The sequence below is a fragment of the Nocardia sp. NPDC058480 genome (assembly GCF_042720495.1).
GTDB lineage: Bacteria > Actinomycetota > Actinomycetes > Mycobacteriales > Mycobacteriaceae > Nocardia.
In genome coordinates, this window is record NZ_JBHXMN010000014.1 from 138,060 (window position 1) to 158,120 (window position 20,061).

At 63.8% G+C, this 20,061-nt stretch carries 18 protein-coding genes; 9 read left to right on the plus strand and 9 right to left on the minus strand.

The annotated features are described in order from the left end of the window. The first annotated feature begins 455 nt into the window (after positions 1-455). On the plus strand, positions 456-983 hold the full coding sequence (locus ACFWO8_RS26635; RefSeq protein ID WP_378964554.1) for a DUF3558 domain-containing protein: 528 nt from the start codon (positions 456-458) through the stop codon (positions 981-983). A gap of 24 nt (positions 984-1,007) precedes the next feature. Further along, entirely contained in the window at positions 1,008-1,388 is a 381-nt protein-coding gene (locus tag ACFWO8_RS26640; RefSeq protein WP_378964557.1) for a hypothetical protein, read from the plus strand. A gap of 40 nt (positions 1,389-1,428) precedes the next feature. On the opposite strand, the gene argS is transcribed toward ACFWO8_RS26640, so the two are convergent. Next, positions 1,429-3,195: an arginine--tRNA ligase gene (argS, locus tag ACFWO8_RS26645; RefSeq protein ID WP_378964563.1), complete on the minus strand. Its 1,767-nt coding sequence runs from the start codon at positions 3,193-3,195 to the stop codon at positions 1,429-1,431. Between the two features lie 273 nt (positions 3,196-3,468). Here argS and ACFWO8_RS26650 point away from each other — a divergent pair, with 273 nt between their 5' ends. Together ACFWO8_RS26650 and ACFWO8_RS26655 are read left to right on the plus strand one after the other, a co-directional pair. Further along, positions 3,469-5,505 (plus strand): McrB family protein, encoded by a 2,037-nt coding sequence (locus ACFWO8_RS26650; RefSeq protein ID WP_378964568.1) that lies wholly within the window; start codon positions 3,469-3,471, stop codon positions 5,503-5,505. Continuing rightward, complete coding sequence (locus ACFWO8_RS26655; RefSeq protein WP_378964596.1) at positions 5,498-6,748, plus strand: McrC family protein; 1,251 nt, start codon at positions 5,498-5,500, stop codon at positions 6,746-6,748. Before ACFWO8_RS26650 ends, ACFWO8_RS26655 begins: the two co-directional genes overlap by 8 nt. A gap of 49 nt (positions 6,749-6,797) precedes the next feature. Here ACFWO8_RS26655 and ACFWO8_RS26660 read toward each other — a convergent pair whose 3' ends face one another. Beyond that, the gene (locus ACFWO8_RS26660; RefSeq protein WP_378964603.1) at positions 6,798-7,322 is read right to left on the minus strand and encodes a hypothetical protein; all 525 of its coding nucleotides are present in this window, start codon (positions 7,320-7,322) and stop codon (positions 6,798-6,800) included. After that, positions 7,319-8,554 carry a helix-turn-helix domain-containing protein gene (locus ACFWO8_RS26665; RefSeq protein ID WP_378964609.1) on the minus strand — a complete coding sequence of 412 codons (1,236 nt, stop codon included), beginning with the start codon at positions 8,552-8,554 and terminating at the stop codon, positions 7,319-7,321. The genes ACFWO8_RS26660 and ACFWO8_RS26665 overlap by 4 nt, the downstream gene beginning before the upstream one ends. Here ACFWO8_RS26665 and ACFWO8_RS26670 point away from each other — a divergent pair. After that, a complete protein-coding gene (locus ACFWO8_RS26670; RefSeq protein ID WP_378964613.1) occupies positions 8,553-9,158 on the plus strand; it encodes a hypothetical protein in 606 nt (201 codons plus the stop codon). The two genes, ACFWO8_RS26665 and ACFWO8_RS26670, sit on opposite strands and share 2 nt — an antisense overlap. 162 nt (positions 9,159-9,320) lie before the next feature. Here ACFWO8_RS26670 and ACFWO8_RS26675 read toward each other — a convergent pair whose 3' ends face one another. From ACFWO8_RS26675 to ACFWO8_RS26685, 3 genes are read right to left on the minus strand one after another with little or no spacing between them, the layout of a single operon-like run. Further along, entirely contained in the window at positions 9,321-9,890 is a 570-nt protein-coding gene (locus ACFWO8_RS26675; RefSeq protein WP_378964617.1) for a hypothetical protein, read from the minus strand. A 2-nt stretch (positions 9,891-9,892) separates the two neighbouring features. Continuing rightward, entirely contained in the window at positions 9,893-11,299 is a 1,407-nt protein-coding gene (locus ACFWO8_RS26680; RefSeq protein WP_378964620.1) for a hypothetical protein, read from the minus strand. A 2-nt stretch (positions 11,300-11,301) separates the two neighbouring features. Continuing rightward, complete coding sequence (locus ACFWO8_RS26685; protein WP_378964623.1) at positions 11,302-11,622, minus strand: hypothetical protein; 321 nt, start codon at positions 11,620-11,622, stop codon at positions 11,302-11,304. A 227-nt stretch (positions 11,623-11,849) separates the two neighbouring features. Here ACFWO8_RS26685 and ACFWO8_RS26690 point away from each other — a divergent pair, with 227 nt between their 5' ends. Both ACFWO8_RS26690 and ACFWO8_RS26695 read left to right on the plus strand, forming a co-directional pair. Next, positions 11,850-12,947 carry an exo-alpha-sialidase gene (locus ACFWO8_RS26690; RefSeq protein WP_378964628.1) on the plus strand — a complete coding sequence of 366 codons (1,098 nt, stop codon included), beginning with the start codon at positions 11,850-11,852 and terminating at the stop codon, positions 12,945-12,947. Between the two features lie 4 nt (positions 12,948-12,951). Further along, complete coding sequence (locus ACFWO8_RS26695; RefSeq protein ID WP_378964632.1) at positions 12,952-13,224, plus strand: MoaD/ThiS family protein; 273 nt, start codon at positions 12,952-12,954, stop codon at positions 13,222-13,224. 89 nt (positions 13,225-13,313) lie between these two features. On the opposite strand, the gene ACFWO8_RS26700 is transcribed toward ACFWO8_RS26695, so the two are convergent. Next, the gene (locus tag ACFWO8_RS26700) at positions 13,314-14,690 is read right to left on the minus strand and encodes a DoxX family protein (RefSeq protein WP_378964635.1); all 1,377 of its coding nucleotides are present in this window, start codon (positions 14,688-14,690) and stop codon (positions 13,314-13,316) included. Positions 14,691-14,906: 216 nt separating this feature from the next. Between ACFWO8_RS26700 and ACFWO8_RS26705 the strand changes: the two genes are divergently transcribed. After that, positions 14,907-16,856, plus strand: coding sequence for a UvrD-helicase domain-containing protein (locus tag ACFWO8_RS26705; RefSeq protein WP_378964638.1), 1,950 nt, complete (start codon positions 14,907-14,909; stop codon positions 16,854-16,856). A gap of 75 nt (positions 16,857-16,931) precedes the next feature. Here the strand turns inward: ACFWO8_RS26705 and ACFWO8_RS26710 are convergent, their stop codons facing one another. Next, positions 16,932-17,828, minus strand: a complete 897-nt coding sequence (locus ACFWO8_RS26710; RefSeq protein ID WP_378964643.1) for an ATP-grasp domain-containing protein — start codon at positions 17,826-17,828, stop codon at positions 16,932-16,934. A gap of 69 nt (positions 17,829-17,897) precedes the next feature. Beyond that, positions 17,898-18,584, minus strand: a complete 687-nt coding sequence (gene gntA, locus ACFWO8_RS26715) for a guanitoxin biosynthesis heme-dependent pre-guanitoxin N-hydroxylase GntA (protein ID WP_378964644.1) — start codon at positions 18,582-18,584, stop codon at positions 17,898-17,900. A gap of 699 nt (positions 18,585-19,283) precedes the next feature. Between gntA and ACFWO8_RS26720 the strand changes: the two genes are divergently transcribed. Beyond that, positions 19,284-20,061 (plus strand): CBS domain-containing protein (locus ACFWO8_RS26720; protein ID WP_378964651.1); only part of this gene is annotated, 778 nt, incomplete at its 3' end.

Genomic DNA, 20,061 nt, shown 5'->3' on the forward strand with positions numbered 1-20,061 from the left:
TGCCCCACCCCTCGTACGTCATGCCACCCCTGGTCGACGGGCACTCCCTGCCCGTGACCTGTGGTGTCGAACCTGACCGAACAGGTCGACCCCGACTGATTCGACCTGCGGCACGCAGTGCCAATGGCCGAGCGTAGCGGATCGGGATGGGTTGATGATGGTGGTGAAATCGATGGAACCAGAACGGGCTTCGGTGCGTCTAAGGGCGTGAAGGAGTGCCACCTTCTTGGCGTAATGGGGTCACACGGTGGAACATGGCCGGGGCTTGGAGGTCTCACGAGATGGAGACTCGCCAGGGTGAATTGGTGAGGTCGTGTCGTAGGCTGTGCGGAACGACGGGGTAGCCGGGCGCGGGGAGTACTCGGGGCGGCCGTGGGGTTGTGTGGGCTCGTCGCAACGGTGCGGCTCGGTGATCGGGAAGACGGAGGATGCTCGTGCGGCAACGGTCTGTGGTGATGACCACGGTTTTGTGTGGGGCGCTGGCTGTGGCGGGGTGTTCCACCACCGAGAGCGGGAACGCACAGCCGAGTTCGACCGACCCCGCGGCGGCTGCCGCAGCACTGTGGGATCCGTGCAGTCAGATCCCGGACTCGATGTTGACCAGTTTGGGGCTCGACGTGGCGTCGAAGCGATCCGGCATCCTCGGGGCAGAAGAGCCAGGCTGGAAGATCTGCGCATGGGATGACGCGAACTACCCCTCCGGCTTCGGGATCGGCGTCTTTTCAACAATCCACACGGTCGACGAGGTGCGGGCCAAGCCCACCAATATCGAGTTCAAGGACGTTGTGATCGCGGGCCGCAGCGGTGTGCAGTTCCGGCAAAGTCACTACGACGCTAACGAAGACTGCTCGATCGTTTTCCCGACGTCCACTGGATTCACGCAACTAGACATGCTCAACAGCGGCGTCAAAGAAAAGTCGGTGCCGCCATGCGAACGCCTGCAACCGATGGCGGAAGCAATCGTCCCGCTCTTTCCCAAATAGAACTTTCAAGAATAAGGGGGTGTCATGGCTTCAGATGATGAGAAGTCCCGCTGGCAGTATCTGAACGAAGAAGCCAAGGCAGGCCGCCTGTACCTCGATCCTTCGGTCGCGACAAGCTGTCGCGATGCAAGCAACAAGCAGATCGACCTCTTCGTCCAACTGAAGAACGACCTGCAGTACGTTTCATCGGTGTCTGGTCTCGGCCGGTTCAACGCCGCCGACGAGCTGGCAAAGATGCTCGGCATGAAAGCTATTGGCGGAGAACGTGATTTCGACACGGCCTTCAAAGAGCATATCGAAGTTCTGACGCTGATCCGCGACACCATCGAGATCTCGGTGAAGAAGTACGAGGACCAGCAGATAGCCCAAGCGCAAGCAACGAACGCGTTGGGCAACGGCTACTGACATCCATGTCCGCCGCTGACCAGCCCGCCCGACCGAGAGGTCACATCCGCTGCGGTGCCGCGATTCCCAACTGCCCCAATCCGAGTTCGAGCGTACGGGCAGTCAACTGGCACAACGCAATTCGATTTGAACGAATCGGTTCGTCGGCGCTGATGACCGGACATGAGTCGTAGAAGCCGGTGTAGGCGCGGGCCAAATCATAGAGATAGCCCGCCAGCCGGTGCGGCTCCAACGTGTGGGCCACCTCGACGAGAACAGTCCCGTAGCCGTCGAGGCACAAGGCGAGTTCCCGCTCGGCTGGTTCGAGCGGTCCGGCGATGTCGATGACGGCCGGGGTTGCGGCGTCGGCTTTGCGTAGGATCGAGCAGACCCGAGCGTGGGCATACTGCAGGTAGACACCGGTGTTGCCGTTTAGTGTGGTCATGCGGTCCGGGTCGAACGTGTAGTCCTTGACCCTGGATGTCGACAGATCCGCGTACTTCACCGCGCCGATCCCCGCCTGCTCGGCGATCGCATCGAGCTCCGTCGACGACAGGTCCGGGTTCTTCTCGGCGACAACCGCACGGGCACGCGCGACTGCTTCGTCGAGCAGGTCCATCAACCGAACCGTCCCGCCCGCACGGGTTTTGAACGGTTTACCGTCCGGCCCGAGGATGGTGCCGTAAGCGACGTGAGCCACCTCGATCGCCTCGGTGAGCCAGCCTGCCCGCCGTGCCGCTTCGAACACCAGCTGGAAATGCAGCGCCTGCCGTGAGTCGGTGACATACAGCAGCCGGTCGGTGTGCAGCGAGGTGATGCGGTACCGGATGGTGGCCAGGTCGGTGCTGTCGTAGCCGTAGCCACCGTCGCGTTTTCGGGCCATCAGTACTGCGGGCTGATCATCGGGGCCTTTGACCTGCTCGGACAACACGACAACCGCGCCGTCACTGTCGACCGCGACTCCCTTGTCGAGCAGTTCGGTGACGGTGCCTGCGAGCTTGTCGTTGTAGAACGACTCGCCGAAATAGTCATCAGGAGTCAGAAGCACTCCGAGACGGTCGTAGATTGCACCGAAGGCCTTCTCCGACTCTGCGACGATCTCCCGCCACCGAGCCACCGTGTCAGGGTCGCCGGCCTGTAGCGCTACGACACGAGCCCTGGCCCGGTCGGCGAAGCCGGGATCCGAGTCGAATTGCTTCCTGGCCGCCTTGTACAGGCTGTCCAGCGCCGACACCGAACTGGTCCCTGTGTCGAGTTCCTCCGTGTGCCACGGTGATTCGGGGTGCTCGTCGATGTACTGGATGAGCATTCCGAACTGCGTACCCCAGTCACCCAGGTGGTTCGCCCGCACAACATCGGCACCGAGGAACCCGAAGACCCGCGCGAGGCTGTCACCGATGATGGTGGTCCGCAGGTGGCCGACGTGCATTTCCTTCGCCACGTTCGGCGCCGAGTAGTCGATGACGACCCGTTGCCCGTCTTCACTGGCGGAGACGCCGAGCCGATCGTCGGCCAGGCGCGCGGCGACCGATTCCCATACCGCCGCGTCGGCCAGGGTGACGTTCAGAAAACCTGGGCCCGACACCTGCACGTCAGCGATCACACCACCGGCCAGACTGACTTGCTCAGCGAACTCGGTGCCGAGCCGGGCCGGCGGGACACCGACCCGCTTCGCCAACGGCAGCGCCGCATTGGATTGGAAATCGGCACGATCAGAACGACGCACTACCGGGTCCACATCCGCCATTTCAGGACGGACTCGGACGATCGCCTCCGACACAGCGGCAGCGACACATCCGAGCAGCGGCACAACACCGGCAGAGCTCACCTTGGATTCCTCTCGATGGGACGGTGAATCCATTGTCGCAAGCACATCAAGCGGATATCGGCTGCTGCGAGTGCCCGTCCGCCTACGGCACGGCCCACGCGATCGCTCCAATGATCGACGTGCATCCCGCACGCCTGCGCCAGCAGATCCTGAAAGCCCAGTGCAATCGACGCCGCGGTCAGCGCAAGAGCGGCCGGCGCGATACTGCCGAGCGGTTGATGAGCGAATCCGGTAGTACTGAACATCCGAGGCCGACCGTAGGGGCAGAACACCATGGATCTTTCGACTGCGATATCCACGTACGACCGCACCCGGGCAACCACCCGCGTAGCCAACGCTGAGCAGCAGCGCAAGCTGATCCTCGCCACATTCCCATTGGAGGACTGGCCCACCCTCCCGCTGGAGCGCTACGCGTTGAACTGCGAACCGGAGGCCTTCTGCCGATTGATGGAGTACCGAACCGTCGACCTGGGTGGCATCGGCGGCGGCAGCGCGACGAAACACATTCTGTACCTGGGTAATTCGGGTGAGTGGTACATCGCTCCTGCGCTCGGTGATGAAGTCGGCCCGGCGTGGTCGAGGTTGCGCGGTCAGTTCGTCGACGCATTCGAAGCCGTCGAACGCGGCGCGTTCGACGAACTCGACGAACTCGATGCGCTGCGCTCGGGCCAATCGCTGGTGACGAAGTCGCTCTCCGTCTACTTCCCGCAGCACTTCTTGCCAATCTTCTCCGGCAGTCATCTGCGCAGCTTCATCAGCCTCCTCGGCGGAACACCGGAACGCTACGCACCCGCCTGGCGGGCCAACCGCCAACTCCTCGCGCTGGTCAAAGGTGACCCCGAACTGTCGCAATGGGCTCCGCATGAGGTGATGCAGTTCCTGTATGACAATTTCGACCCGCGCGAACCGAGCCGCCCAGTATGGAAAGTCGCGCCGGGTGAAAACGCCGTCCACTGGCAGGATTGTTTCGCCAATGGATACATCTGCGTCGGATGGGACGAGCTCGGTGACCTGAGCCAGTACGCCAGCGATACCGAACTCAAGCAGGAGCTGGCTGCCCGGTGGCCGAAGGCCCAAAATGCCAGCAATGCAAGGAATCTCCTCGCCTACCGTGACCTCGAACCGGGCGACCGAATCGTCGCCAACCATGGCATGTCCAAGGTTTTGGCGATCGGCACTGTAACTGGCGGCTACCGCTTCGACGATTCTCGAACCGAATCCAAGCATGTGGTGCCTGTGGAGTGGGACACCAGTTTCGCGCAGCATTTGGAGAACCCGCAGTCTTGGCGCCGCACCTTGGTCCGCGTCCCCGATCACCTTTTCACCAAGCTCACCTCGAAGAGGGGAAATGCCGCTCAGACCGCAGATCATGAAGTACCGGAGGATATTTCGGCGATCCTCGCCGCGCTCCAGCGGAAGAACCAGGTAATTCTCAGCGGCCCTCCTGGTACCGGAAAGACCCGTCTCGCCCTCAGCACCGCGCTGGCCGCACGTGGTCGTACGGCTGATGTCGATGGTCCTGGTCGAACGGCGGCGATCAACGAGCTCCTCGACACCGGTCGAGTCCGCATGGTTACCTTCCACCCCTCGTACGGCTACGAAGATTTCGTCGAAGGATTCAAGCCGGCACACCACCCGACCGCCGCAGGTCTGCACCTCGAGCTCACCGACGGCCTGTTCCACAAACTCTGCGCCGACGCTGCAGCTGCCGAGAACGAGGAATTCCTGCTGATCATCGACGAAATCAACCGTGGTGACCTTCCACGCATCTTCGGTGAGCTCGTCACTTTGCTGGAGACCGATAAGCGCGGGGTCAGCGTCGACCTCCCGATCAGTCAGCGCCGCTTCGCCGTTCCACCGAATGTCCGCATCATCGGGACCATGAACACCGCAGACCGCAGCGTCAGCCATCTCGACGCTGCGATCCGCCGCCGATTCGCCTTCGTCACCGTCGGCCCCGACCCCGAGGTCCTGTCCGGCACGATCGGCCCGCTCGATCTGCCGGACTTCCTCTCCGCACTCAACGAACGCATCGTCACCCACCTCGACGCTGACCACCAGATCGGTCACGCGTACCTGCTGCACAACGGGCTGCCGGTGGCCACCGAGGAAGAGCTCGCCGCCGCCTACTACCACGACGTCCTCCCGCTGATCGAGGACTACTGCGTGAGTCGCGCCGAACTCCTGCACCGAGTTCTGGGCAGCCTGGTCGACGCGAACACGGGACAGTCCAAACGGATCACCGACAACGACCTCCCGACTTTCCTTGCCGCCGAATTCACCTCTGGCACTCTCGATCTCGATGAGTGAACGCCTCGACGTTCGGCTGGGCGAGTACGAGTCAGTTGCCTTGCCCGAAGATCAACTGACGAGTAGCGACCGCGCACGACTAGCGTCCTTGCCCAAACGCTTCACGCTGACGCCGGCCCGAGTTGGCTGGCTACTGAAAGCGGAGGCGACCGTTGGGGTGCTCAACCTCGACCGCATCCGCCTCGTGGTGAACACCAAACTGGCCTTCTCCGGCGAATCCCTCATCCGCTGGCTCTGCTACGCCCTAGCCACACCAGTCCCCCACGAGACGACCATCCGCGAATGGTCCGTCGACCGCGATGGTTTCGCTGACATCGTCGCCGCCGCGCTACTCGGCGCATGCCGCACCCTCCTGCGCGACGGCTTACGCCGCGACTACGTCCGCAACCACCAGGTCATCCCAGTGCTTCGCGGCCGGTTCGACGCCGTCAGCCAAGCCACCCACCGCTACGGCACGCTGGATCGGCTCCACGTCGACACATTCGACCGCAGCGTGGCCATCTGGGAAAACGAGGTATGTGGCCACGCCCTGCGCAGGGCATCCACCCTGGTGAGGGACCCGCAACTTTCGCGACAGCTGTCCGTGCTCGCTGTCGAATTCCCCACGAGCAGCACCATATTCGCGTCCGTTCAACACCTGAACCGCGCCCGGTACAACCGATTGAATCGGCGATACCAACCCGCGCATCTCTGGGCAGGCCTGGTGCTGAACGGCGGTGGAGTAGCCGATCTGCTGGTCGACAACGGTGCAACCGGGGACAGCTTGCTTCTGGATATGCCCCGCTTGTGGGAGGCAGTGATTGTCCGACTGGTCGGCGATGCCGCACCGGCCGGATCCCGAATCGTCGGCTCGGCCGGTCCGCATTCCATCACCGTTCACGGCGACCTCAATCGCCGCACCACCTTTCGTCCCGACGTCCTCCTGCAGCTCCCGAACGGCACCTTCCTCCCCGCGGACGCCAAGTACAAGACATACGGCAACCATCGCATCGCCGCCCCAGATGTGCACCAATTGCTCACTTACACAGCGGGATACGCCACCGACCCCGCCCGAACCGGCGTCATCATCTACCCGAGCCCCCACCAGAACACCCACCGAACCCTCGACATTCGCGCCAACGGCCAAACCCTCGGCACCATTCACGCGATCGGCATCGCGACCGTTTCAGACCCCGCCCATGCTCTCGAATGGGTTCGCGCAGTTATTCCTTCATCATCCCGCAGAGCCGACGGAGCACAGTGATCGCGACCTTACATCCGGATCTAGCTCGAATCGCGTTGCACCACAACAGCTATAGCTGGCGGATCCACTGCTGGTAGTCGCCACGGGGAATGGAGACCGGCTCGAACTCGGCACGCTCGAACAACAGTTGGCTCGGACCGTTCTGGATATGAATGTTCGCGGTCACCAACACCGCGCCTTTGCCGCGTTCGCGCGCCATCGCTGCGATCACGGAGCACGACTCAGCGAGGGATCGGTCAGCGACTTTTCCACCTTGCCCACGTACCGATAGGCAGACTCCGATCGCGGCAATGTGGGCGGCGGACATCGATGGCAGCGTCTCATCGAACGTCAGATGCGCCACTGCGACGATCTCGCCGCCGCCCCGGCGACCAACAACAAGAAGGTTCCCCGCCTTCAGGCACTGCGGACTCTGCCGAATGATGCTCTGCGCCGCGAGTTCCCAGGGCTTCGGGTGCGACAGCTTTCGGCCGGCGGGGCTCCGCGGCCGCGAGGCCGTACAGGTGAATTCCTGAAGTTGTATCGCCTCTCGGCGGTTTGTGATCGTGGTCCAGCAGATCTCGGTTGGATTCACCGGGCAGGCTTGCCATTCGCCGCGAGCCAAGCCTCCAGATCGGCATGGGACGGCCGGTTTTCGAAGGCTTGCCGGTATGCCTGAGCCATCGCCGCACTGTCGTCTGGTTCCGGGAAGTCGATCTCGTCGACGGACACGTCCAGCACCCATGCGAGGTCCTCGGGCGAGACAGCACCGTCTTCGACGCGGCGTTGCAGGGCCTCGGCGAGGATCGGCGGCATTGCGCGAGTGGAGGATTCCTGCTGCCTGAGAATGATCGCTCTCCGGCGCTCGAAAGTGCCCCGCTCATCGCCAGCGTCAGCTCGAACAGCAACGGGCGTCGACTGTTTCAACGCGACAGCCACCTCTGTGGAATATCGAATGTTCAGCTTGGCCAAACGATTCTTCGCCGCAATGGTCGACACGCCTGTCTCCCACAGGAATCGCGCGAGCCCTTGCTCGCCCATCGCCTGCCAATCATGCTGCCTGACAAGCTCCTCTGGCAGTAAGAGGTGCGCCGCGAACTCGTCGGCAGGAAGCTCTTCTGCCTCACCGGGAGCCTGGTCGCCGCCGTGATGCCCGAGCGCCAGATGTGCGAGCTCGTGCGCCAACGACCAGTTGCTCCGAAACCAATTGGGGGTCGTGGCGAGCAGGATGATCGCGCGTGAACCGATGGTCAGCGAGTAATCCGTGGAAAGCATCGGTAGGCGAATCACATCGACGCCCAGTCGCGACTCCACTACCGAACCGAACTTCCGCACGAAGCTCCCGCCCAACGTGGCCCCCATGTCGGCGGGATCATCGGACAGCGGCGCACTCGGCGGAGGGCCATCAGGAAAGGCCGCGTTGTAGGCGTGAACCACATGGCCGAGGAGCTCCTCGTCGTGCGCACGTCCGGGGTTGACTCGCACACCGCGGTCGCTATCCCATGCATGCCGAGCCGCGATCCTGACGCGCCTCGGATCCACCGCACCAGTGACGAGCCAGTGCAGATCAGCGCCGATCACATCGGCGATATGCGCGAGCTCCTGTGACGAGAAGCCTCGCTGCCCGTTCAAAGCCCGAGACAGCGCGTCGGGCTTCATCCCGGCACGCTCAGCAAGACTGCGCTGGCTCAGCTCCCCCGGCATGAGAGATCGAATCCGCTCCCCGACCGCCCTCAGATCCTCGTCCATGTTAACGATCCTACCTGCACAATTGGGAAAATCCCAACGCTTGTAGGTCAGATTTTCTCGTGCGACGATTGCCGCCATGCCCGAGACTGCAACGATTGCTCCCGTCGAGGGAGGTTGGTTGGTCCGTAGCCGCAACGGCCTGGAGGTGGTGGTCGAGGACATCCGATTCGCGACTTTCGACATCGCCAGGCTGATCGATCCCGATCGCTGGTACGAGATCGCGCGCGACCTCGTCCTGGTCGATGAGAGCGGCGCGCAGATGAACGCCTTCACGCTGTTCTTCGACTGGAACAACGACGACGCGCGGCTCTCCGCGATTGATGATGAGGTACCACCAGAGGGATGCCGGTGGTATCCCGCCGGGCCTGGTCTGCACTGTCTGCGTCCTGGCGCATCCAAGCTGGATGCGATCGCCGCTCTCGCTGCGGAACTTCGCGAAAACTACGGATTCACGGTCGACTTCGGTTACGAAAAGGACGAGTGGGACAACGAGTCGGACCGCATCGCCCATCTGCTGCTGAACGCGGTCAACCGGGCTGCGTCGAGCGGCGTCGATGAACACCAGTTGATGCGCTTCATCACCACCGCGCTCGGCGGATCGGTCACCGCGGCGGATTCGGGCGAGACCACGAGCTACCGACTGCCCGACCGAAAGCTGGACACGACGAGATCCGTTGAGTAGGAAAAAGATTCAGCCGAGACCGTTGACCGGCCTCGAATCCAGCATCGTGGCCAAGATGGTCAGCTTAGGAGTCGACAATGGATGGCTGAGCGAAATCGAGTACGCCTGGTATTCGGATGAGCGTCCCCATGAGCTGCCTGATCCTGAGCAGATTGCCGTTCTTCAGCCGTCAGATCGCCTGCCGCCCAGACCGAACAGACGTGAAATTCCCACTGCCAGAACGTAGACCAGCGCAGGCGGACCCAGTACCACGATCGCGCCGACGAGAAGAAACGGCCAGGTCGGGATCAACAATGTGACGGCAAGCCCGGCCCCGATCCGGCGTGGGATACCCCGAAACAGCAGAAGCACCACGGGAATACCGATCTCCGGGATCAGCCACAGGCCTCCCCTGGGATGAATGCCGTACCGGCCGAACAGTATCCATGCCGCACCGAGCACGGCCGTCGTCGCCAAGCCCGTCCACCCGTACCAACTACCGATGAGCGCCCGAAGTCGGTGCAGGCGTGATCCGCCGGCGGCAAATCTCTTGTCCCACAACGACCTCGTCCCGCAGATGATCGCGATCGGCAGCCACACAGCCCACATGAGGGGCAAAGCCACCCCCCAATTACCCCCTCCCGCACCGACCGCACCCCCGATAACAGCGGTGCAGAGAATGCCTGTCATGACGAGGGCGAGCGAGATCACCGAGGATCCCTGGAATTGCCGATGCGAGTCAGTGGTGTCCATCGCTAGGCCTCGTGCGTTCTGCGGGGTGGCGCCGTCACGGTCGGCGCGTGACCTGTTGTGCCGAATGGTGTGCCCGATCGATCGACTTTCACGTCGTACTGCGAGTTCCAGCCCTTCCAGCGGTCATCATCGAGTGCTCGTCCGCCGGTCCCGAGTTCGTGATGCCCCTGGAGGTTGGCGGCCGGACCCATGCTGGTTCCGGTCCCGACTCCGGTCGGCGGGTCGACCGCGATCGTTCGATCGGAGCCGTCGGGACGGGTCTGGTAAGCCTCCATCCATGGGTAGTTCGTCCGGGTCCCGTCGATGTGGATGCCGTCGGAGGACGGGGTGAATACCAGGTCGCCGTTGACCGACCAGCCGAATTGCTGCATCGGACCGCCCATGCCGATGGGATCGGCGGCTTCGTATTTCACCCGGACCGAGCCGTCGGCGGCTTGGATCACCTCACCGGTCGGCTTCCCGGTTTCGACATGCCCCGAGCTGCCGTCCGCTTCCTGCACGACCGACGGGTTCTGACGCATCACCACGATGCCGTTCTCGTAGTCGACATATGTGGTCACTCGCGCGTGTTCGGGGTCGAAGTCAGCGTCGGCGGTCCGGTCGTCACCCTTGTTTCGACCGGAGAACGGATTGTCCATCGACGGATCGAGGTCGTCGCGTTCCTGGATGTATTGGGCGGTGCGAACAACACCCTGACCGGGGCGCGGTTCGATCTTCACCGCCCGAACCTCGGGGTCGACACCCTTGTATTTCGGGTCGTAGCTGTTCGGGTTGAGCGCCTCCGCAGTAGTCCAGTCGACCGCGGTCGCCGGCAGTCGGCCGAATGCCTGTTGGAACGCGGCGGCCGAGGTGCGCATCCGGTCAGGGTCCGAACGACCGTCCTTCGACCGGTATTGCTGGATCTCGGAGTTCGCCTTCTGTAGCGCGTCCGCGGGCGCCATCGCAGCCAACTCCGCGTTCGCGGTCGCGATCTTGCCACCCCACAGTGCATCGGCGGTCAGCAGGCTGTCTGCGAGTCCGGAGAGGCGCTGCAGCTGGATGCCCGCCTCGGAATCCCAGTCTTCGACGCCGGTCACCGTCCAGTCGTCGGCGACCGCAACGGGCGCGACGACATAGTGCTGGAAGATCATCTTGATCTCGCTCAGCGGAAACTGCATGGCGTTGGCGGCGCCCGCGCACGCTCCCCCGAGGTCGTCGTAAGCAGTGGCGATCGCGCGCATCTGCGTTTGTTCGCGGTCGGCTTTGTTCTCGGCCGCGCGGCGCGCGTCACCCTGCCAAGCCAGACCGTGCACGGTGGTATGCGCTGTGCCGGTGGTCTTGATGATCTGGTCGGCGATCTGTGTGGCGTGCACTCCAACGGCCGACAGCCCGGACACGTCCCAGCCCAGCACCTGCTTCGGAGTCGGCACGGTCAACGTCCCTCGTACGGATTGCCGGAATTGAGGTCGGCTACGGCGGCGAGCCTGCGTGCTGCATCGAGGTCTGTGCCGACGTAGGTGTCTGCCGAATATGCGAGGAGCGTTGCGAATTCGCTGAACCGGGCCCTCAGAACATCTTTTGCAAGTTTGCTGAGTGCATCCGAGTGTCCCAGTTCCGCACCGACCTGCCCACCGGCGACATTGCCCGCCACCGGTTCCGCGCCGAGGTGTGGAGCGCGGTCGATTTCACCGGTAAGCAGCGACAATGTTCCGGCCGCCGTGCGTAGCTGATCCGGATTCACTTCGAATGACACTGAAACTCCCCCCGCCGACACCGGCCGACGTTCTTCGATTTCACCGCATGCTGAACGGTAGCTGAAACGTATCACAGCTGCCAGACGTCATCTTGTGGCCGCTGGACAGCCCCAGACATGCGGCCACCTGCCCAGTTGGGCATACCCTGCGCGATCCCCTTGGATTGTCGGTGTCGCGGCGTAGTGTCACGCGTGTCGGCGTTGCGGTGACCAACCGGAGGTTCGCGATGGACGTGCTGCTCGGGATCGGAACACGTAAGGGCTTGTTTTTGGCTCGTAGTCGGGACGGGCGTGCCAGTTGGACAGTGTCGCCGCCACAGTTTCCGGTGGCTGATGTGAAGGCTTTGGCGATCGATACTCGGCGAGAGACGCCGCGGGTGCTCGCGGGGGTGTTGAACAGTCATTTCGGGCCCACGTTGGTGGTCAGTGATGATCTCGGTGAGACGTGGAGTGAGCCGGACGATGCTCCGCTGAGCTTCCCGGAGGACACCGAGGCCGCATTGCTGGGTGTTTGGCAGATCGCGCCAGCCACCGATGCCGAGCCGGATGTGGTTTATGCGGGTGTCGAACCTTCGGCGTTATTCCGGTCGGCTGATCGTGGTCGGACGTTCGAGCTGGTCAGGGGGTTGTGGGAGCATCCGCATCGGCCGCAGTGGGAGCCGGGTGGTGGTGGGTTGGCTTTGCATACTGTGCTGCCGCATCCGGTCGATACGCAGCGGGTGGCGGTGGCCATGTCCACTGGCGGGGTTTATCAGACTGCCGACGGTGGGGAATCGTGGACGCCGACGAACAAGGGGGTTACCGCGGACTTCATGCCCGGCGAGCTGCCGGAATGGGGGCAGTGCGTGCACAAAGTTGCCCTCGATGCCGAATCGCCCAGCACTATGTATCTGCAGAACCACGGTGGCGTGTTCCGAAGTACCGATGCCGGGGTGAGCTGGCAGTCGATCGATGGTGGGTTGCCACCGTCCAACTTCGGCTTCCCGATCGTCGCGCATCCGCGTAAGCCGGGAGTGATCTACACCTTCCCGCTGGTGGCGGATATGGAGCGCTTCCGCTTTCCGCCCGATGCCACTTGCGCGGTGTATCGCAGTGAGGATGGTGGCGATACGTGGTCGAAGCTGAACGATGGACTCCCCACTGTCCCGTTCTGGGCTGCGGTCATGCGCGATGCCATGTGCGCCGACGACGCTGACCCGACGGGGATCTACTTCGGCACCCGCAACGGCGAAGTGTATTGCAGCGCAGACGAAGGCGATCATTGGCAGCTCGTGGCCGACAAGCTGCCGGACGTGCTGTGCGTACGCGCCGCGGTCATCGGATAGCGCGATGGCTCGCGTCTGCCTGCCCTCAATGCTCCGCACCTATGTCGACGGCGACAAGGAGCTCGATGTCGACGGTGCGACCTTGCAGCAAGTTCTCGATGCGCTGCGCGAACGATCGCCCGGGCTGGAACGTCGACTCCGCGACGAACGCGGGGCATTACGCCGGTATGTGAACTTCTATATCGACGGTGACGAATGTCGTCTGCTAGACGGCCAGGACACCGCTGTCGGTGCAGGCACTGAGGTGATGATCATTCCATCGGTCGCCGGTGGATGATCAACAAGACGCACGTAGCCGGCAGCTCGAGCGTGGCAAGACCTTGATCGAACACCGCCCATATTCCATTGGTGCGCAATGCTTCCCGATTACCGGTAGTACGGCGTGGCCTGCACCCAATGGAACCCACGAGAGACAGCCGGGTACTGCGAGAGGTCGACCTGCTCCAGTTGCATTCGCACCGGCTTGCCGCCGAGCGTGCCCTCCAGAATCAGCCGATCCGATTGTGGCTGAACGTAACTGAATGTCGCGAGCTTCCACTGATGTGTCGTGTCTTTCGACAGGGTGATGGTGTGCTGGTCGGTGTCGATCCGAGCAGGGAAGGAGACAAGCGAATCGTCCAGCCGCTGCATGGTCATGCCCTGGGGAATATCGAAGATGATGCGACGGAATCGTTCGGTGGCGCTAGGCATTCCGCTGGCCAGCGGCGATTCGCTGAAGTCGACCAAGGCGGGCACCTGCTCGCCGGCGACCGAGAACTCGGTGACGTTCCAGATCCCGTAGAGCGGGGATTTGGGGCGTGCGTTGCCGTAGGTCTGCCAGCCCTCGTATGCCTCGACGGTCGTGGCGCAGAGCAGCCACACCCCCACCAATACCTGGGCTGCCAACAAGATTCGGTTGCCGCGCGGAGTGGGAAGCAGTGGCGTCGACGTTCGAGCTACGACGGCGCGGCCGAGCATCGCCCGAATTATGCGGATGATGTCGGGTGCAGCCAATACCACTGCGTACAAGAACAATTGGAGGGCGAATAGCTTCACCGGCACATCGAAGGTGAGATTCATCAGGAGTACCTGCAGCGACACGATAACGGCGAGCACAGACCCGAGCCCCGCGGTCACCGGCAGGATAAGCAGCAGCGCCGCAACGACTTCCGCCGCACCCAAGGCCATCTCGTACGGCTCCGACAGCGACGACTGCGCCCACAGCACCGCCATCGGGCTCATGTGCCCGAACGGTTCGACCAACCGCTCGAGGTTGAACGACATCTGCGTCGGCAGCACCTTGATCATCCCGTACAACAGCAGCGCGCTGGCCAGGGAAATGCGCAGCAGCAACCGGAACCACTCATACAGGCGCGCGTAGTTAGGGCGGCGGCGATCGAGTACCGACCACGCGGCAGTGACTGGTACGGCAACGAGAAGCAGGGTGAGAACAGCCGCCCATTTCGCCGCCGTATCTCCACTGCCGGTGACCGCGTAATCGATGGGCACGTCAAAGATCAGGGCTCCGACCCAGTCGGTGAGCGGATGCAGCGCCGTCCACTTGGCGACCTCGGTCACCGTCGCCTGCGACAGACCGAAGGTACGCAGCAACGCGTGCAGCAGCCACACCCCCGCCATCCCGACACCGACAACGACGAACCCGAATCGGAACAGCACGCGAACCGCCGGATGCCAGCGCTCCACGGCCTCCCGCTCGGTCTCGACGACCTCGGGCTCCCGCTGAGCCAACACCCCAGTAACCATCCATCACTCCTCGGTCGAAAGCCGTGCGGGTGAAACGCTATGGGAGCGCGGACAACCGGGAAATCCGGCAAAACCGTTGCCCCGAGCATTCGGGCCACACTTTCTCCGGGGTCGGCCGCCCGATCTGCCTGCGACCGGAGGCGACGTCAACTATGTTGGGAGACAACGGGTTAGCTTCGGCAACGAATGCGCCAACCAGGGTTCGAGGGGGAAACCATGGCCAACATCCGACGTGAACGCCGCCTACGAGCGGCCGAACAGGCACTCGCCGAACAGGACAACCTGAGCTCGCCGGAACGTCGCGTTCTCACCGGCATTCTCGCCACCGAGGGCTGGCATCTGCTGACCCGTCGGGGACCTCGACGGCCCGGCCACCCCACCGCCTTTGCGATCGGCCCCACCGGTGTGTTCGCGATCGTGTTCGCCGCCACCACGCCCGACGGCTCCGAACTCGGCGATCTGCGCAAGCACGCCGAAGAACCCCTCGTGCGTCTGGCCGCCGCCGACTTCCGATTCGTCCCGCACATGGTCGAGATCGTCGTCGTACTTCCCGGCCGAATTCGTGCCGAATCCGATGGCCGCGTCCACGTCGTCGACGAACCAGGCCTGCTCGACACTCTGATCCGCCGCGAACGACGGTTCAAGTCGGCCCGCGCCGCTCAGCTCGCGGCTTCCAGCGTCGAAAGATTCACCCGCCTGCACCTCGACCTGCCCACCACCGACGAGCCCACCGATCTCGCGGGCCTTTTCACCGAAACCGACCTCAATGAGGCCGAACGCGCCGCCGCCCTCGCCCGCCCGTTCAGCGACTGGATGACCTTCCTCGACCCTGCCCAGCTCACCCTGGTTCAGACCAACTTCACCGGTCCCGCTCGCATCAGCGGGCCGGCCGGTACCGGCAAGTCCGTAGTTGCCTTGCACCGCATGGCCCACTGGGCCAAACGCCACCAGGGCCGCCTGCTGTTCACCACCTTCGTCAAGACTCTTCCCACGTTCCATGAACGCGGCTTCGCCCATTTGGCACCGAGGGCGGTGGATCGCGCGGTCTTCACGGGTTTGCATGCCTGGACCGTCAAATTTCTCGGCGAGCGGAGCGTGTCGTTCAACCTCGACGACAAAGCTGTCGACGCCGCGCTCGCCGATGTCTGGCGCGACGTTCGCGGAACCTTGGACAAAGTCAAGGACACCGATTTCGGTTATTGGCACGACGAGATCGATCGTGTCATCAAGGGCCGCGGCCTGCCGAGCGTCGAAGCGTACAAGCAGGTGCGGCGCCGAGGCAGGGAGGGAATCAGTCTGCACGGCAAACGCCGCGAATTCGTCTGGAAACACTGGTATAAGCCTTACCAGCAAGGCCTTGAAGCCCGCGGCGCCCACGACTTCAACGACCTCATCTCGCTCGCCATCGAAGAACTCCGTGCGCGACCACTCACCGAGGGCGAGCGCTTCGACCTGGTGGTCGTCGACGAGGTCCAGGACTTCACCCTCTGCCAACTTCAACTTGTCTACGAAATCGCGGGCGCCACACCGGATTCCCTACTCCTGCTGGTCGGCGATGGCCAGCAGCAGGTCTACGCGGGCGGCTGCACACTCTCCGAGGCGGGCATTCCACTGGTCGGTGGCCGCGGCCGCGTCCTGCGCACCAACTATCGCAACAGAGCCGCGATCCTCGACTACGCCCGGCGCATCGAAGCCTCCGACACCGTCGACGACCTGGACGGCGGCACCGGCGTCGTGCTGCGCGACAGCGACGCCACGCTCCCCGACGGCAAAGTCGTCGAGGAGTTCATCACCCGCCGCCAAGCGGAGTCAGCACTGCCCGCGGCGATCCAGGCAGCGAACCTGACCGGCCCCGACATCGCAGTGATCGTCCCTTACCGCAGCTACATCAGCCGCTACCTGACCATCCTCCGCCGAGCAGGCTTCCCCGCCATTCCCCTGGAACACTACGACGGCACCCAAACCGCTGACATCAAAGTCGGCACCATCCACCGCGCCAAAGGCATGGACTTCACCGCTGTCTTCCTCCTCACCAAACAACCCCCGGCCGACCTCACCGACCTTACCCCCGGCGCCCGCGACCAGGCCGAACTCCAAGCCCGCCAGCACCTGGTAGCCGCGAGCCGAGCCCGCGACTATCTCTGGGTTGGCCTGCTCACCGATTGATGCACCCGAACACGGACAGCGGCCCACCGAGAACCATTCGGCCTCAGCGTCCGGGAACCCTGCGATCGAGCCGTCTCACTGACCGCCGGGACTACTCACCGCGACCAGCGGCCCGATCAGAGCCATGGCATCCACACCCGACGGCAGGTCGCTGACCTGCCCATCGCCGACTTCGATCACCCGCCAGCTGCCATCCGCACGGCGCGCGATGTCGGTGGTCACGAACCGGCAGCCGAGGGCCGACACCGCAGGCGCCACCGCCGACAGGTCGGGTTCCGGGCACACCGCCGGATCATCGGGATGTGGTCCGACCAGGACGGGTTCACCGTCGAGCCACCACACCCTGGCCTCCGCCGCCCGACCGCCCCCTTCGACGGTGAAGTCCTCGAACTCGCGCAGCACGACCCCACCCGCCAGGTACTCCCCCTGCAACTCGAGGAACCGCTCGACGACGCGCCGCAGCGCGGCGACATCACACAGATCGGGCACGAAACAGGCTGTGTCCCACTCATACTTACGAGATTTCACGTAGTCCTTGACGATTCCCGCGCCCGGACCGAGCGATCCGGCCAGTCCCGCCAGCACCGACGCACCGGGCACTTCCCCCGGTTTCGTCTCCGCCCACCGGGACCGCGGTGTCAACTCGGCGAAGAACTCATACCACCCCGGCAGTTCGTGGGCCTTGGCGTAGCACTCGGGCGAGACCGCCAGCGCACAGTCGCGCTCCGAAAGTGCCTGGGCCAGTTCACGATAGCGATCCACCGGAATCATCCACCCGCGATACCACATCGTCCTTGCGGACCGCGGCACCCGCCGCACCGCCGCTGCCGCATCCCCGGCGATGAGCACATCGTGGTCCAGCAAGGCGACCGTCCCATCAGCGGTCCGCACGGCTTCGGCCTGCGCGGCGAAGTGGTCGTCGACCCGCCGCGGATTCAGGGGGTCAGAACAGAACAGCAAGGTAGCGGGCACCGCCGAATTCTATTGCTTTGAGCAGGCGACAACGGCCTCACAGCGGTTCACCCAGCGCTCACTCCCCGATCAAGCGTGCTGCGTCCCCGCCAATTCCCGTTCCGCCGCCGGGCGAGCACTGAACGGACACTGCCATTCCACCGGCTTGGGTCGCCCGGAGTACCGCCGCGCTTCCGACAACGTCTCGTACTCCATCAGATTCGGGTTGATATCCCCCTGCAGCGAGATGTCCTGCTTACGGATCTTGTCCGCCAACCGATCCCACATCCCGTCGGCCTTGATCCGCGCGAACTGCTCATGCGAGTTGAACGCCAGCATCGGAAACGGTGGCCGCCGCCCGAACCGCCGATGCGTCTCGTGCAGTCCGATCACGAAGAACGGATGCCCCGCCACGCTGTACTTGAACTCACTGGACCGCGGATCCGACGAACACCCGTCCGCCCACGCGAACCGATCGGCGTCCGCCTCGTGCAGCAACTGCAGGTGCTCCCACAACAACTCCTCGAACCGCAGCTCATCCACCCCACGCGGCTGCTCGAACGTCGCGATGAAACTGGTGAACCTCCGAGAGCCCCAGTCGGCCCCACCCACGAACTCCGCCAGATCCGCCGCCATCAACCGAGCCGACTCTTCGCTACCCATCACGTCATAGTGACGATGGCTGATCCCGCCCTGGCGCCATGCGGAGCGACCCGCCAGACAGGCGAACCGATCTCCGAGAAGGAACCGCTCCACCTCAGCCCGCGCATCCGTCATCAACCCCGGCGATCCTTTCCAACCACATCTCAACACCGAACGAGTGCGCACCGATCTAATCGGCGAATTCAGCCACCTCGCCCGCACTGCGCGCTGATCCTGTCAGCCGACCGGCCAGTATGCGAATCGATCGACATGGCGCCGATTTCCTTTTCCCCGCTCGAGGGCCTGGTAGGACATCCTCACGTGCTGCGAATCACGTCCGCTGCAGCGCACTGCGGGGCCACACGACCCTCGGCAACGAAACCGCTGCTGGTGGCCACAGAGCGCAGGTTATGGTCCGACATCCAGCAACCGGTCGCGTGACCAGCGCGACATTGGCAATGCGGCAGGCAAGCGCCAGGTTTTCACGGTCAGCACGGCTGCTGAACTACGTTGGTAGGCAGTGTGTTCCACAATATCGGCTGATGGGGAGGATCAGAACGTGGTTGATGGTGAGCGGACGCAACATGCTTGGCTTGTTCGGGCGGGGAGTCATGGGCAGCGGGAGGCGCGGGCTCTAGCGGAGGGTTTGGCGATTGTCGGGTGGGACGAGGTGGGGGATCTCAGGTTGTATCGGACCTGGGAGGAGCTGAAGGCGAGGATCCGGGGGTCTTATCCGGATGCGTCGGCGACCGTGGTGGGGAATTGGGCGGGGCAGCTGTGGAAGTTCGGTACCGAGTCGCTGAGCACGGGAGCGATCCCGGATATGTGGGCGATGTGGCGGCGACCGGGTCCGATGAGCTGCTCGCCGAGGCCGGGGCGCGGGATGCGGGGAATCCGCGGGAGTTGACTGTGCGGAGTCTGCTCGAGCACTGGGGGTTCGAGCGGCGGACTGCTGCCGCGGTCGCGATGATCAAGGCTGATCTCGCGGAGAACGGGCTCACCACGCGGCCGCCGTTCACCGAGGGGCCGCTCAGTGAGGTGATCGCGATCGTGCCGCTCGAGAGTGAGCCGGCGGTCGGCGCGCGAAGTGCGGAACGGGCATCGGTCGAGAATGTCGTCGAGCCCGAGCCGATGACACGGCGGTTGGGAAGCCTGCCTGCGGTGCTGGTATGGGTGTCGTCGAGTGTGGATCTCACGACCGCCAAGACGACGATGGTGCGGCATCAGTATTCACAGCTGGCCGTGATCGATGAGCATGACGGGACGTATCACGGGGCGGTGACCTGGGAATCGATCGGGCGGGCGCATATCGCGACGGATCATCCGACGCTGGCCGATGCCACGGTGCCCGCGGTCGTAGTGGATCATGATGCGCCGCTGCTGGATCAGATCGAGGCGATCTACGACAACGGGTTCATCTTCGTGCGGGATCCGGATCGGGTACGCGTGACCGGGATTCTCACCGCTGCCGACCTGACACGCCAATTCGGCACACTGGCACGGCCGTTCGTCCTCATCGAGGAGGCCGAGAACCGGCTGCGCAGGGCGGCGCGGGATCACCTCGACAGACCCGCTGTCGGCCGGGCAAGAAGCAGCTGTGCACGGGTTACTG

Excerpts from the sequence above, each read along its gene's own strand:
- gntA (WP_378964644.1), bottom strand. The coding sequence starts at position 18,584 with ATGACGGATGCGCGGGCTGAGGTGGAGCGGTTCCTTCTCGGAGATCGG.
- ACFWO8_RS26695 (WP_378964632.1), top strand. The coding sequence starts at position 12,952 with ATGGCTCGCGTCTGCCTGCCCTCAATGCTCCGCACCTATGTCGACGGC.
- ACFWO8_RS26705 (WP_378964638.1), top strand. The coding sequence starts at position 14,907 with ATGGCCAACATCCGACGTGAACGCCGCCTACGAGCGGCCGAACAGGCA.
- ACFWO8_RS26700 (WP_378964635.1), bottom strand. The coding sequence starts at position 14,690 with ATGGTTACTGGGGTGTTGGCTCAGCGGGAGCCCGAGGTCGTCGAGACC.
- ACFWO8_RS26665 (WP_378964609.1), bottom strand. The coding sequence starts at position 8,554 with ATGGCGGCAATCGTCGCACGAGAAAATCTGACCTACAAGCGTTGGGAT.
- ACFWO8_RS26640 (WP_378964557.1), top strand. The coding sequence starts at position 1,008 with ATGGCTTCAGATGATGAGAAGTCCCGCTGGCAGTATCTGAACGAAGAA.
- ACFWO8_RS26670 (WP_378964613.1), top strand. The coding sequence starts at position 8,553 with ATGCCCGAGACTGCAACGATTGCTCCCGTCGAGGGAGGTTGGTTGGTC.
- ACFWO8_RS26635 (WP_378964554.1), top strand. The coding sequence starts at position 456 with ATGACCACGGTTTTGTGTGGGGCGCTGGCTGTGGCGGGGTGTTCCACC.
- ACFWO8_RS26675 (WP_378964617.1), bottom strand. The coding sequence starts at position 9,890 with ATGGACACCACTGACTCGCATCGGCAATTCCAGGGATCCTCGGTGATC.
- ACFWO8_RS26655 (WP_378964596.1), top strand. The coding sequence starts at position 5,498 with ATGAGTGAACGCCTCGACGTTCGGCTGGGCGAGTACGAGTCAGTTGCC.
- ACFWO8_RS26650 (WP_378964568.1), top strand. The coding sequence starts at position 3,469 with ATGGATCTTTCGACTGCGATATCCACGTACGACCGCACCCGGGCAACC.
- ACFWO8_RS26690 (WP_378964628.1), top strand. The coding sequence starts at position 11,850 with ATGGACGTGCTGCTCGGGATCGGAACACGTAAGGGCTTGTTTTTGGCT.